The sequence below is a fragment of the Vitiosangium sp. GDMCC 1.1324 genome, from assembly GCF_003044305.1.
Lineage (GTDB): Bacteria > Myxococcota > Myxococcia > Myxococcales > Myxococcaceae > Archangium.
This window is the reverse complement of record NZ_PZOX01000002.1, coordinates 991,649-1,005,490: the sequence shown is the minus strand read 5'-3', so window position 1 is coordinate 1,005,490 and position 13,842 is coordinate 991,649. Positions and strand designations below refer to the sequence as shown.

The following is a 13,842-nucleotide window of genomic DNA, read 5'->3' as shown; positions in this document are numbered from 1 at the left end:
CCAGCCGTGCTTCCAACTGCCGCACCGTCTCCGCCAGCCCCAACCCTCGCGCACCTTCGAGTCCGGCGCCCGAAGCACCTCGAGCCCCGGACGAGGAGCGCAGGCCCTTGCCTCCGGCATACAGGGCCCCCAGCAGCAACGCGGGCGCCAGCTCGCGCGCGGCCTGCTCATACTGGCCCTGCGTCAGCGAGTGCAATCCATGGCCCGAGCCCGCCAGCAGGTAGTAGGAGCCCAGCGGCACTCCAAACGTCATGGAGTCGAAGGTGCCCAGCGCTACGCTGCCCGGGGCGAAGTGCCGCAGCGCCAGGGCCTGCTCCACTTTCTCACTGGCCTGCTGGTAGGCCGGTGGCAATTGCGCCCGCCGCGCGGTCATCTCCGTGTAGCGGGAGCTGTCGCTCCCCGGGCTCGTGGAGAGCACATCCCTGGCGGCGCGGCCCATGCCCCGCAGCGCATCACTGGCCTGCTCGGCCCGCTCCGGATAGCGCGACAGCGGCATTCCCCGCCGCTCCAACTCCTCGAGCACCGACGGCATGAGGGCCAGCGTCTGTCCCAACAGTTTGTCCCGGGCCAGCAGCCGCAGCACCTCGTCCACTTCGTCGTCATGGGCCGAGTGCAGGACGAAGAGGGCGAACACCTCGGCGTGGATGAGGCCGTAGCGCTCGCTGGCGGTGAGGAGGAAGGAGGCCCGCTTGCGCTGGAGGATGTGGGCGGCGTCTTCGCGCACGGGCCCCAGGGCGCCCAGCAGCACCGCGTGCCAGTCGTCCAACGCCTCCACCAGCCGGGGCATGTCCACGCGCTGCTGCAACGCGACGAACTCGGCGGGCGAGGCGCACGTGAGGAAGGGGGCAAGCAGCGCCTCCCCGTCGCCGGAGGAGAAGTCGGGCCAGTCCGGGGGCACCGCCTTGCCTCCGCAGGTAGGAGGGCCTTGGGTCGTCGTCCCCGCGCTCGCCATGGCGACGTCCGAGCCCAGTCCACGGGTGCTCTGGCGGCGGTGCAGCCGCTCCTGCCTATCCGGCTCGGTGGAAGTAAGAGAGGCGGGTGCTTCGAGTGGGGGCGTACCGGCTGCCGTTTCCCGCAACGTGGAAAGGGCAAGCGGGCCCTGGGGGCCGCCCTGGCCGGGTTGCGGCGCCAGCGTGACGCACCCGGTGGTGAGCAGCGCAGCCCCCAGCAGTAGCACCGCCCACGTATACGCCCGGTCCTCAGCGCGAAAACCTGCCCCCCCTGACAGGCTCACCGAAATCCCCGTCCTACTTCGCCAGCTTCAGCAGGGCGTTCAGCGTGCCGTCCGCGTCGCGGACGAACGGGTTGTTCGTGTCCAGCACGTAGCCGCCGAGGATGGCCGTGATGGCGCGCTTGATGGCCACGCTCTTGCCCGGGTGCAGCAGCACCCGCGGCAGCTCCGCCGCGTACCACGACCGCACGAAGGCCTTGAACACGTTGACCGCCTTGAGGACCACCGCGCTGTACTCGGCGTCCCAGTCGACCGTCTCACCCTTCAGCGAGCGGTGGATGAGCCGGGCCGCGTGGCTCGAGGACTCCAGCGCCAGCGTGACGCCCGAGGAGAACACGGGGTCCAGGAACTCGGCGGCGTTGCCGGTGAGCACCCAGCCGGGGCCGTGCAGCCGTTCGACCGCCGCGGACCAGGACTCGAGCTTCACCGTCTTGAGGACGGGCGCGGCGTGCTGCAGGCGCGCCCACGCGTTCGGGTCCTCGCGCAGCAGGGCGAAGAGCCGGTCGCGGTCACATCCCGACACGCTCTCGTACAGCGAGCGCTCCATCACCACGCCGACCGACGTCCGGCCGTTGGAGAAGGGGATGATCCAGATCCACGCCCCGCGCGGGTGCAGGCAGATCCAGATGTCGCCCTCGAGGTCGTCCGCCGGCCGCTTGTCGCCTTCCACCCAGGTGAAGATGGCGACGCGCGGGTCCAGGACGGACGGCTTCTCCAGCTTCAGCAGGCGGGGCAGGACGCGCCCGTAGCCGCTGGCGTCGATGACGTAGCGGGAGCGCAGGTGGTACGTCTCGTTGCTCTCCAGGTCCGTGGCGGTGATACGCGCCTCGCCCGGGCCGAACTCGGCGGCGTCCACGCGCTGGTTGAAGCGGATGTCCACGCCCTTGGCGCGGGCCGCGGTAGCCAGCGTCTGATCAAAATCGCTGCGTGGGACCTGGAACGTCTGCGTGCGCTGGCCGGGGAAGACCTCGGCGAAGCAGAAGCGCTCGCGCTCGTGGCCCTGGAGGAACACCGCCGCGTTCTTGGGCTGGTAGCGGCGGCCAACGACCGCCTCCAGCAGACCCGCCTCCTCGAGGATGTCGTTGCAGCGGGGCAGCAGGGACTCGCCAATCTGGAAGCGGGGGAACGTGCCCGCCTCCAGGCAGATCACCCGGTGTCCCTGTTTCGCGAGCAGCGAACCCGCGACGCTTCCCGCGGGACCTGCGCCAATGACCAATACGTCAGTGTCCATGTTGTGTTTGCGAAGCCTTACGCGCGATGAGCAGTGTGTTCGCGCTGAATACGCCGGAGCCGGCCGGGCGAAGTTCGGCTGTAAAGCCTAGCGGTGTCAACATCCGGGCCATCTCAGATGGCGACCAGGCGTGGACGGATGCGCCCCGGTTCCACCCCAGGCGGACCGCGAGCCGCTCGAGCACGGGGGCCAGTGGCCACCGGGACTGTTTGGGCTCGAGCTCCCGGACGAGCAGCAGCCCGCCGGGCCGGAGCGCCTCGGCGCAGCGCAGCAGCCACTCCTGCTGCTGGGCGATGGGGGAGTAGTGGAGGACATCGAGCAGGGCCACCGCGTTGGGAGTGCCGAGCGGGCATTTGCTGGCATCCCCCGCCTCGACACGTACCGCGGGGAGGCCCTCCAGGAGCTGGTGGGCCATGCGGACCTTGCGCTCGTCCCACTCCACCGCGCGGACGCTGCTGCGCGGGGAGCGCACGGAGAGCAGCAGGGGCAGGAGGCCCATTCCGGACCCGAGGTCCAGCAGCTCGGCGTCCTCCGGGAGCTCCGGGAGGATGAGCTTGTAGACCGGATCCAACCGCATCTTCCAGAGCGCGTACTTGCGCCAGGCGCGGGGGAGTCCCTCCAGGCGGCCCTGGAGCTGCGCCCACTGCTCGGGGGTGAAGAGGTCGCTCAGCGAGCCGCGCGTCCGTTGCCGTTGGAGGAGGTACGCCGTCATCCACCCCAGGCCCGCCGCGAGGACGCCTCCCACGAGGAGCCCGCCGACGAGTAGATCCAGGAAGAGGTCCGCTGCGACCTGTTTGGCAGGGACGGCGCGGAAGGCCTCGAGCGAGAGCGGCAACCAGCGCCCCTCCAGCAGCCGCGCGCCGACCTGGGCGTTGAGGAAGAGCAGGAACGGCGTGATGGGCGGCATGGAGATCTGCAGGCCCAGTAGGACGGCGATGCGGTTGAGCCGGAAGACCGTCGCCAGCGCGATGGCCATCAGGACCTGGAAGCCCAGGAAGGGGCTGCTGCCCACCAGCACGCCCACGGCGACCGCCACGCCGAGCCGCCTCGGACTCGCGTGCTCGCGCTTGACGGATTCAATCTGCTCACGCAGGGGCCTCAGGAGTGCCAGGAGCTTCCCGCGCCATCTCGACGAGGCGGAGGACGGTGGCGACACCACCGGGCCGCTAGGATTCATGAGGCGAGCGTCATCGCTCGGAGGCTCCGGATGCAAGGGCAAACCCGTACATCGCCGAGGGGCCCTCGCCGCTCGGCTGGTTGTTGACGGGCGGGGGGCCATCGGGCAAGAGCCCTGCTCCGTGATGGTGCAATCCCCTCAGCGAAGCTGCGACCAGGCTGGCGCCTGCGCGGTCATCCCCGTCTTCAACCACGGGCGCACCGTGGGGGCCGTGGTCCGGGGAGCCCTGGAGCACGCCTCGACGGTGCTCGTCTGTGACGATGGCTCCACGGATGGTTCCGGTGACGAGGCCGAGAAGGCCGGCGCCATCGTCCTCCGGCAGCCCACCAACCAGGGGAAGGGCGCGGCGCTCCGCAGGCTCCTGGAGGAGGCGGGCCGCAGGGGTTTCCGCTATGCCATCGCGCTCGATGCGGACGGGCAGCATCTGCCGGAGGACCTGCCCAAGGTCGCGGCGGCCACCCGCGAGGACCCGGGGTCCCTGGTCATCGGCGCGAGGGACCTGATTGCCGCCGGAGCTCCGTCCTCCAGCGAGTTTGGCCGCAAGTTCTCCAACTTCTGGGTGTGGTTCGAGGCGGGGGCGCGCGTGGACGACAGCCAGTCCGGCTTCCGCGCCTACCCGCTTCCCGAGACCCTCAAGCTTCGCACGCTCAACCGGCGCTATGACTTCGAGGTGGAGATCCTCCTCCAGGCGGCGTGGGCGGGCCTGCCGCTGCGCTCGGTTCCCATCGGGGTCATCTACCCGAAGGACCGCATCAGCCACTTCCGTCCATTCCTGGACAACGCGCGCATCTCGCTCCTCAACACGCTGACGTGCCTGCGGCTGTTGCTGCCCCTGCCGCTGGCGCCTCGGCTGCGCGGCCTCCCGCACCAGCCCGGGCTGTCACTCTTCCGGCTGCGGCGCTGGGCCTGGCTTGGGGGCGAGGGCCCCGTGTGGCGCACCCTGGCGGCCATCGCCGGCATCCTCCCCGTCCTGCTGATGAGCAGCCCCTGGTGGTTGGTGCTCGCCGCGTTCGCGTGCGCCCTCGCGGGCCTGGGTGCGGTGCCCGCGCTCGCCTCGGCCTGGGCCTTCCAGTCGTTGCGGGGCCGGGGTCTCGCTCCACTTCCGTCCGCGGGGATCGTCGTGGGCGCGCTGCTGGCGCTCGGCGTGTACGAGGCCATGACTCGCCCGCGCGCACCGTCCCGGTGGACGGGCCAGAGCCGCGGCGGCGTCCTGGGCCACTGGTTCTTCTACCAGGTGACGCGGGTGTTCGGCATTTCCGCCGCGTACTGGGCGCTCTACCCGGTGGCCTTCTACTTCGTCCTCGGCGCCAGGACGGCGCGGAACGCCTCGATGCAGTTCCTCGACCGGGCGATCGGGCCCGCGAGGGGATTCCGCAGGTTCGCACGCACCTATCAGCACATCCTCACCTTCGCGCGCACGCTGGTGGACCGGGCCCTGCTCGCCACGCGCGGCCCGAGCGTCTTCCGCGTCGAGGAGATCGGCCTGGATTACATCCGCAACGCGGCGGCCGAGGGCCGTGGCGGCATCCTCCTGACGGCGCACATGGGCAACTGGGACGTCGCGGGTGGACTGCTCCGCGGCGGGCGGGGTGGCGACGTGAATCTCGCCATCGTGGCCTTCCAGGGCGAGCAGGAGCGCATCGCGCGCTACGTGAAGAAGGCCCACGGCCCGGGTCCCCGGGTCATCGCCGTGGGTGGTGATGAGATGCTCTCCTCGCTGGAGATGATCCGCGCCCTGCGCGAGGGGACGCTGCTGGCCATCCAGGGAGACCGCTCCGTGGACCGGCACGTGGCGCGAGTGCCCTTCCTCGGACGGGAGGCCTCGTTCCCGGTGGGGCCCTTCATGCTGGCGGCGGTGAGCGGGGCGCCGTTGATCGCCACCTTCTCCATCCAGCTCGGGCCGGCCACGTACCGCTTCTTCGCCCAGCCGCCGCTGCGCCTGCGCTTCGAGCGCGGGAGGGATCGCGACACGCAGCTCCGGGAGTGGGTGGAGCAGTACGTGCGCCAGCTCGAGTCGCTGGCGCGCGAGTTCCCCTACCAGTGGTTCAACTTCTACGACTTCTGGGACGCGGGCCCCACGCTCCCGGTCAAGAGCGCGAAGCCGCCCGCCGCGAGCTGACGTCGCTGCGGTGGTGGAGGTGGGTGGCCAGGCGGCGCACGCAGTCGCCGAGCGGCCGGTCCGGATCCACGGGCGCCACCACGCTGGAGAGGAACTCGAGCAGCGCCGAGCCGGAAGCGGAGGTGGGCTTGCGCGCGCCCAGGTAGCTGGCCTGACGGAGCGCGAGCGCCAGCGAGGCCTGCACGAGGCTCAACCGTGCGCTCTGCCGGAGCGCCTCGAGCGCGGCCTGGGTGCCGAAGGGGACCACGTCCTGGTTGTGCCCGTTGGTGGGCAGGGACTGGATGCTGGCGGGCGTGGCGTAGCGGCGCATGGACGCGACGATGGCCGTGGCCGCGAGGTTGACGCCGGCGAGTCCGGACTGAGCACCCGGCCTGGCCGAGAGCAGCAGCGGCAGGCCCCCGTTGCGGTTCGGATCCATCATCAGGTCGAGCTGACGCTCGGCGAGGTTGGCGAGCTGGGTGAGCGCGAGGTTGAGCGCATCGGCGGCGAAGGCGACCTGCTGGCCGAAGAAGTTGCCGCCGTGGATGACCTTGCCCTGCTCGGGGAAGAAGAGGGGGTTGTCACTCACGCCGTTGAGGTCGGACGTCACCACCTGCTCGACGTGCTGGACGGTGGCCTCCACCGCGCCCACGAGCTGCGGCGTGCAGCGGATGCTGTAGGCCTCCTGGAGCGGGCGGCCGGCGTGGGCGGTGGAGCCCTTGAGGCGCTCCTGGAGCTGGAGGGCGATGCTCTCGGCGGACGGGTGGCCCGAGGCGGCGAGCAGCTCCGGCGAGGTGAACGTGCCCGCCGCGCCGAGCGACTCCGCCAGCAGGGCCGCCAGGTCCAGGGACAGCGAGATGGCGCGCCGGGCGGAGCGGACGGCGAGGGCGGCGGCTGCGGCCGTGAGCGACGTCCCGTTCACCAGCCCGAGCGCATCACGCCCCTGGAGCTCGAGAGGCTTCAGCCCGCCGCGGCGCAGCGCCTCGGCCGCGGGCAGGCGCTCCTCCTCCCAGAAGGCCTCGCCCTCGCCACGGAGCGCGCCCGCCGCATGCGCGAGCGGAGTCAGGTCACCACTGGCGCCCACCGTGCCCCACTCGGGCACCGCGGGGGCGAACGGCGTCTCAAGCGCGGCACAGAGGCCCTCGACGACACGGAGGCTCACGCCCGAGTGACCCTGGGAGAGGGACCACACCCGGGCCAGGAGCATCGCCCGGGCGATGGAGGGAGCGAGCACCTCGCCCTGTCCCGAGCGCAGGTGATTGAGCAACCCATACCCCTGGTCCACCGGATCCGGCGCCGCGCCAAAGGCCACCAGCGGACCGAAGCCGGTGGACATTCCGTAGATGGGAGTCCCCGCGGCGTTCTGCTCCTTCACGAAGGCCGCGCAGCGGTTCACTGCCTCGCGAGCGGTGTCGGACAGGGCGATCCGGAGCGGGAAGGCCGCGGCCTCGAGATCTTCCGGAGTGAGCTTGCGCTTGCGATCGATGATCAGGGGAGAGGGCGCATCGGGAGTGGCGGGATGAATGCTGGGATGAATCATGAATCCTCGAAGAGCTGCTGAGCGCGTCGGCGCGACACCTTTCCGGTGGGCGTGGTGCACGCGCTCCAGAAGGAGTCGGGCATCAGCCGGGGAGGCAGGTGGGGCACGGGAAGCGAGAAGTTCGCGGGGAGCTCGCCGCGGGCGAGCGGCTGCACCGCCCTGCCGCCGGAGCCGATGAGCAGGATGCGGCCGTCGTAGGGCAGCTCGAGCGGGACGGGATTCACCATGCGGCCGTTGTCGAGCTTGAAGAGCTCGTCCCGGCGCCCCTGGGAGACGAAGCCGCCGTCGACGGTCTTCGCGAGGTCCCCCGTCACCAACCATCCCGCGTCGAGCGCGAGCGGCTCGATGCGATCGGGCGCCACATAACCCATGGCGAGGTTGGGCCCACGCAGGAGCAGTTCCTGGTGTCCCTCCTCGGAGGAGTCCCGGAGCACCATCTCACAGCCCACGGGCCTGCCCAGGAAGTCGTCATGCGCCCACTCACCGGGCTCGCCCAGGGAGGCGCCTGGCCCACACTCGGTCTGCCCGTAACCGATGCGAAGGCGCGTCTTGCCCAGCCGCTTGCGCAGCTCACCGCGAACGGGAGCGCCTCCGACGACGCCCCCGCGCAGCCGCTGGAGCTCCGCATCCCCCAGCCGCTCGAGCATCCGAGGAACGGAGAGGAGGAAGTCCGAGGGGGTGCTCGCGAAGACTCCCGGGAAGGCGTCGGGCGGGACGGAGCGCAGCGGGCCGGCGTACAGCAACCCCATCAACAGCTCGAGGGTGAACCCGAAGGCGTGGCTCCACGGCAGATAGCCGATGACACGGGTGTCCGGCGCATACGCGAGCACCTGGTGATGCGTGTCGACCACGTGCAGGAGGGCCTGCTCGGAGAGGCCCACGGGCCGGCCGCTCCCCATGCTGCCGCTCGTGAAGAGAATCACCGCGGGAGCGCCCTGGGCCGAGGACGTGTGCCCCTGCCGCGTTGGCACGAGCTGGAGCGTGTCGCCCGGAGTCAGCACCGCGGCGGCGCCGATGGCCTCGAGCCGGCGGTTGCGCTCCTCCGGGGGAAGGCTCGGGTTCACCGGGACGAAGGTCACCGAGGCCTGGAGACAGGCGAGAAGACCCACCACGAAGTCAGGACCATTGGGCAGCACGACGACCACCCGCGCACCCGGCTCCAGCCCAGCCTCGCGCAACTTCCGGGCGAGCGCGTGGGCGCGGTCTCGCAGGTCGCCCACGGGGGCGCCCTCGGAGGTGAGCACGGAGAGGGAGGGCAGGGAGGCGAGCCGCTCGAAGAGGCTCGCGCCCGTGGTACGCCGAGCATCCCTTGCCGCGAGTCCCTGTGTGTGGCGCCAATCACCCGTGCTCATGGCCAGGCCGGAGTCCCTTGATGAGCGCAGCCGTTTCGTGCTGCGCGAGAAACGGAGGGATACAGCATCGGGGAGGCAAGGATCCAGGCCTCAGAACGTGCACCCGGAGGGAGGCTCCCTCGCTTGGTTACTGGAGCGGGGTCGCCCGCGTACAACCCCTTACCCCGGCCCTCGCAAGAAGGAAATGATTGAAGCCTCGCGCTCAGGTGCGCTCCGAGAGCCGGACGCCCGTCACCTGAGAGACGATGTGAAGGCAGGCGCGCAGGGCCGGCCCGGGGGGCGCGAGCGGCCTCGCGATGGTCAGCGCCACATGGCGCTGCTCGCCCGCGAGCGGACGGTAGACGACACCCCGGCGCGTGAAGGTCCGGACGGACTCGGGAAGGATGGCGAGGCCGATCCCCGCCGCGACCAGACTGACGATGGTGTACCACTCGGTCGCTTCCGTGACGAAGGACGGCGAGAACCCGGCGGCCCCACACATCTCCATCATCGCATCGTGCAGCGGCGGCACGGGGTCCCGGGGATAACCAATGAAGGACTCATCGGCGAGCGCCGCGAGGGGCACCCGCGCGCGCCGGGCGAACCGATGGCCGGACGGGAGCACGACGACGAGCGGCTCCTCGTACAGCGTGTCCACGCGGATGCCCGGCGTGGGAATGGGCCCTCGGACGAAGGCCACGTCGAGCTGTCCCAGCCGCACCTCTTCCAGCAGCGTCACGCTGTCCGCCTCCCGGAGCACGAGGTGGACGTACGGATGCTCGAGGCGCAGGCGGCGAAGGACATCCGGGACGAGCGCGAAGGCCGCCGGGCTCAGGAAGCCCACACGGAGCAGGGCCACCTGGTTGGCGGCGGTGCGCTGCGCGGCCTCGGCGGCGTGTGCCATCTGCACCAGCGCGCGGCGGCCCGTGTCGAGCAGCGCGACTCCCGCGGGAGTCAGCTCCACGCGCCGCCGGTCGCGCTTCAACAACTGACAGCCGAGCTCTTCCTCCAGACGGCGTATCTGCTGACTGAGCGCGGGCTGGGCCAGCCGCAGCCGCTCGGCGGCCTTGCGGAAGTGCAGCGACTCCGCGACGGCGATGAAGTACGTGAGGCGGCGGGAATCGAGGGGGATTGAGCGCATTTCGTTATCACAGCGAGCAAAGCCGATATTGGACCCCGTCGCGCGCGCTCGTTCAAACTTTCCCCATGGTCCACGCCCTCACGTCCGCCCTGTTGATGCTGTCCATGTCCACCGCGAGCGCGCCACCCGCCCCGGAGCCCCGGGCCACCACCGAGACGAGCCACTTCGAGCGCACCCCCTGCAACGACGATGTGGCGAAGGATGAGCGCATCGATTGTGGGTTGCTGGTGGTGCCCGAGAACCGGAGCAAGGCCGACACACGGATGATCCGACTGCCGGTGATGATCCTCCGGAGCCGGGCGGAGAAGCCCGCCGAGCCGCTCCTGTTCATGCCGGGAGGCCCCGGCGTCAGCGCGGTCGACAACCAGCGCTCCGGCAAGTCCATCCCGCTTCTCGACGAGCGCGACTTCATCCTCATGGAGCCTCGAGGGGGGAAGCACGCGCGGCCCTCGCTCGAATGCCCCGAGGTCAACGCCCTCATCGCGGAGGCGACGGCGGGCCGGCTGCGAGGCCAGAAGTTCGTGGATGCCATGGTGGGCGCGGCCAGGCGCTGCCGGGCGACGCTGACCGCCTCGGGCGTGGACCTGGATGGCTACACCACGGACGCCATCGCGCATGACCTCGAGGACCTCCGAAAGGCACTCGGCTACGCGAAGTGGAACCTCCACGGCCTTTCGTACAGCACACGGTTGATGCTGGCCGTCATGCGGCTCCACCCGGCTGGCATCAAGAGCGTCATCCTGGACTCGGTGTTTCCGCCCGATGTCGTCTTCGACGAGTTCGGCGCGGCGAACGTGCAGCGGGCCTTGAATGTCGTGTTCGATGGGTGCGCAGCGGACCGGGCGTGTGGCGCGGCCTATCCCAACCTGCGCGCGCAGTTCGCCCGGCTCATCTCCAGCGCGGACGCCCGTCCCCTCCAGCTGGGGCTGGACGCCGCCGCCACCGGGGGGCGGCCGTTGGAGGTTCGCGGCGCGCAGGTGGCCGATGCCCTCTACCTGGGCCTGCATCGGCGCGACACGATTCCCCTCCTGCCCCGAATCATCAGCCGGGCCGCCACGGGCCAACTCGAGGAGCTGGCCGCGCTCGTGAAGGACAACCAGGGTCCATCCACGTATACCTGGGGCCTGCGCATGTCCGTGACGTGCGCGGAGGAGAACCCCTTCGAGAACGTGGCCCGCGCGGCCGCGCAGCTCTCGCCCACGATGGGACTGGGTGGGCTCGACGGGCGCACCGTCCCCACCGAGGTCTGCCGCGTGTGGAACGTCGCCCCCGCTCCAGCCGAGGTCAAGGAGCCCGTCCGCAGCGACATTCCCACGCTCATCTACGCGGGCGAGTTCGATCCGGACACGCCACCGGAATGGGGACGGCAGCTCCTGGAGACCCTGCCCAATGCCTCGTTCGTGGAGATGCGTGGGCTCAGCCACGGCGCGGGCTTCAATCGTTGCGGAAGGGAAATCACCACCGCGTTCCTCCGAGACCCCACGAGCACACTTCCCACGACGTGTGCGCTCAAGCTGAGAGGAGCCGACTTCAGTTTGAGCGCGCAACCTGCTCCGCGCCCCTGAGGGACCCTGCTGCGGAGCACCCATCCTGGAGGTCACAATCGCGGGGAGCTCCCTCCCTCTCTTGGAGTCCGTCACCCCAACCTCCAGGAGCGGGCGCTCGGGTGCGGTTTGCCGCGCGGTTCTCCGGAACTAGAGTCGTGCCGTTGGCCTGTTCCCCCACGAGCGTCCTTGCGGGGGCCTTGTCGCCCGGTGTGAGCCATGAGCCATCACGACCACAAGCCGAAGCCCTCCGCTCGAAGCCGTCTGGCTCCTTCCGCCGCCGAGCCGTCCTCAATCCAGGAGGTGCTCGGTGCCAGCGCACCCGGCCCGAGCGCCGGCCAGCAGGGTCACCACTTCGAGCACATCCCCCTCCGGGCGGCGCGAGCGTCGGTGTCATCCAGCGGAAGTCGGGGCCTGCCGGATGAGCTGAAGGCGGGGATCGAGCGCCTCTCCGGCATGGCCATGGATGACGTGCGGGTCCACTACAACTCCTCGCTTCCCGCCGGGCTGCGGGCGTCGGCGTACACGGCGGGCACGGAGATTCACGTGGGACCGGGCCAGGAGCGGCATCTGCCTCACGAGGCGTGGCACGTCGTGCAGCAGAAGCAGGGGCGTGTGAGGCCAACCACCCAGGCTGGAGGCGCGTCGCTGAACCTCGACTCCGGGCTGGAGGGCGAGGCGGACAGGCTCGGTGCCAGTGCCATGCGAGGCGCTTCCACCGAGGCTCCCGCCGTGACGGGTGCGCACTCCCCACCCGGCCCCTCCGCCACGCCTGTCATCCAGGGGTACGGACTCAAACATGGAAAATTCGTCGACTTCGAAAACGAAGCCGACGCGAAGGGGGCGCTCATCAAGGACAACTTCCTCGCCCAGCAGAAGCAGGAGCGGGCGGCGGAGTTGGAGAACCTGCGAACCGGGAAGATACCGGGCTGGAACAAGGCCAGGCCCAGCAAGGTGCGAGGCAATTCCAACAACTTCCTCAACAAACAGCTCTCCGAGCATCTCGTGAGCTCGGGGAGGGCCTCCAAGCTGGGGGGCGCGGATGCCTTCGTGACGAAGGCGCAGGTGACGGAGGGCCAGAACGCGGCAGTGAAGAACCGGTGGTTCAACCGGCTGCGGGGATTGACTCCCAAGGACCTGACCGCGAAGGAGCGGCAGGCCGCGCATCCGTTGGCGAAGAAGCGAGCGGGCGGACCGGATGAGAAGGTGAAGAACGCGAAGATGGGGGAGATCCTCCGGCGGATGGAGGTCGCCACCAACCAGAGCTACGTCGCCGATGCGCTGTATGAGAAGGGAAAGAAGAACAACAACGCGCTGAAGCCTCACGAGAGCCTGAACGCGACCCACGAGGCGCTCATGAAGGTGGGCGGGGACGCCGAGAAACTGGCCACCAGCGAGAACGTGCACCCGAAGCTCTCGCACTTCTACGGGCGCCACGGTGCACAGATTTCCAAGGCGGATCAGCTCTCCCGGATCGCGGCTGGCGTCGTGCCCGACAGGAAGCCGACACCCGCGCCCGCGACGACCACCCAGGTCACCGGAGGCCCCGGAGTAGGCACGGTAGACCTCCCGAACTACAGCCAGGTCGGAGACGATGAGGCGGGCGGCATGGCCTCGGGTGGATTCTCCAGCCACGAAGCGAACCTCTACGCCATCGAGGAGACGCTCGCGCAGGCCTGGAATCGGCCGGCCGCGCCGACCCAGACCGTGGAACACTCGCATGACGAGCTCGATGAGACGGTCGCGCCGTCGACGACGACACAGCACAAGCAGGACGTCACGCTCCACAAACAGAAGCAGTATGACGCCGACGTCAATCTTCCGAAGCCCCAGGGCACGGCCGGGAAGCCGCTCTTCGAGGGCGGGTTCGGCACGAGCTACATGTACAAAGGCGCGAAGCTCACGAAGGGGGCGGCGCTCACCGGCCCGGACCTGAGCACGCGAGTCACCGGCATCACGGCGCACACCGACCAGCAGAGCGCGCACGTCATCCTCCAGGGCGATGCGAATCGGGGCGGGTTCTCCGTGCACACGGCCTATCCGCAACAGGCGCCGGCCAAACTGAACCCGGGCGAGACCGCGCTCAAGCTTGGCTACACGTCTCAGACCCCGGTGCCTGTGAGCCACAAGAAGGTGCTCGATGGGGGTGGCGCGACGAAGTACCAGCGCAAGAACAAGGCTGGGGGCTTCGACGCCGAGAAGGACGCGGTCCCGCAGGCCCCGCTCGCCAAGAGCTTCGCATTACAGCCCACCCAGGGTGGCAAGGACGAAGACACGCGTCTCACCGAGAGGATGGATCGGCTCGAGAAGCAAGGACGGACGCACCGCTATGACAGCACCCGGCCCCAGGGACATCGGGTCGTCGAGGAGTCCATCGCCGACGCCCAGTCGCAAAAGGATGCCAGGGCCTGGTTGAAGAGACGGCTCAACAAGCTCAACAGCCAGAACGCGCCGAACCCACCCCAGGCCCAGAACCAGGCCAGGAAGAAACGCTCCAAGAGAGGGCGGTAGGCTTCCGCTTCGAGCCAGGGCACCTGAGACGCAGCGCT

At 69.9% G+C, this 13,842-nt stretch carries 8 protein-coding genes and 1 pseudogene; 3 read left to right on the top strand and 6 right to left on the bottom strand.

Annotated features, from left to right (window positions below):
- The 3 genes and pseudogenes from DAT35_RS59840 to DAT35_RS58040 all read right to left on the bottom strand — a co-directional run.
- Positions 1–1,234, bottom strand: a pseudogene (locus DAT35_RS59840) (hypothetical protein); the annotation flags it as partial.
- A gap of 13 nt (positions 1,235–1,247) precedes the next feature.
- On the bottom strand, positions 1,248–2,462 hold the full coding sequence (locus tag DAT35_RS08580; protein WP_108066387.1) for an NAD(P)/FAD-dependent oxidoreductase: 1,215 nt from the start codon (positions 2,460–2,462) through the stop codon (positions 1,248–1,250).
- Positions 2,452–3,639: a DUF2062 domain-containing protein gene (locus DAT35_RS58040; RefSeq protein ID WP_158501611.1), complete on the bottom strand. Its 1,188-nt coding sequence runs from the start codon at positions 3,637–3,639 to the stop codon at positions 2,452–2,454. The genes DAT35_RS08580 and DAT35_RS58040 overlap by 11 nt, the downstream gene beginning before the upstream one ends.
- A 124-nt stretch (positions 3,640–3,763) precedes the next feature.
- Between DAT35_RS58040 and DAT35_RS08565 the strand changes: the two genes are divergently transcribed.
- Positions 3,764–5,758 (top strand): glycosyltransferase, encoded by a 1,995-nt coding sequence (locus tag DAT35_RS08565; protein ID WP_233261368.1) that lies wholly within the window; start codon positions 3,764–3,766, stop codon positions 5,756–5,758.
- On the opposite strand, the gene hutH is transcribed toward DAT35_RS08565, so the two are convergent.
- The 3 genes from hutH to DAT35_RS08550 all read right to left on the bottom strand — a co-directional run bounded on the left by hutH (position 5,727) and on the right by DAT35_RS08550 (position 9,749).
- The gene (gene hutH, locus DAT35_RS08560; protein ID WP_158501609.1) at positions 5,727–7,277 is read right to left on the bottom strand and encodes a histidine ammonia-lyase; all 1,551 of its coding nucleotides are present in this window, start codon (positions 7,275–7,277) and stop codon (positions 5,727–5,729) included. The two genes, DAT35_RS08565 and hutH, sit on opposite strands and share 32 nt — an antisense overlap.
- Complete coding sequence (locus DAT35_RS08555; protein WP_108066384.1) at positions 7,274–8,629, bottom strand: class I adenylate-forming enzyme family protein; 1,356 nt, start codon at positions 8,627–8,629, stop codon at positions 7,274–7,276. Before DAT35_RS08555 ends, hutH begins: the two co-directional genes overlap by 4 nt.
- A gap of 202 nt (positions 8,630–8,831) precedes the next feature.
- The gene (locus DAT35_RS08550; protein WP_108066383.1) at positions 8,832–9,749 is read right to left on the bottom strand and encodes a LysR family transcriptional regulator; all 918 of its coding nucleotides are present in this window, start codon (positions 9,747–9,749) and stop codon (positions 8,832–8,834) included.
- Positions 9,750–9,814: 65 nt separating this feature from the next.
- Here DAT35_RS08550 and DAT35_RS08545 point away from each other — a divergent pair, with 65 nt between their 5' ends.
- Together DAT35_RS08545 and DAT35_RS08540 are read left to right on the top strand one after the other, a co-directional pair.
- The gene (locus tag DAT35_RS08545) at positions 9,815–11,314 is read left to right on the top strand and encodes an alpha/beta fold hydrolase (protein ID WP_108066382.1); all 1,500 of its coding nucleotides are present in this window, start codon (positions 9,815–9,817) and stop codon (positions 11,312–11,314) included.
- Positions 11,315–11,512: 198 nt separating this feature from the next.
- Entirely contained in the window at positions 11,513–13,804 is a 2,292-nt protein-coding gene (locus DAT35_RS08540; protein ID WP_108066381.1) for a DUF4157 domain-containing protein, read from the top strand.
- The last annotated feature ends 38 nt before the right edge of the window (positions 13,805–13,842 follow it).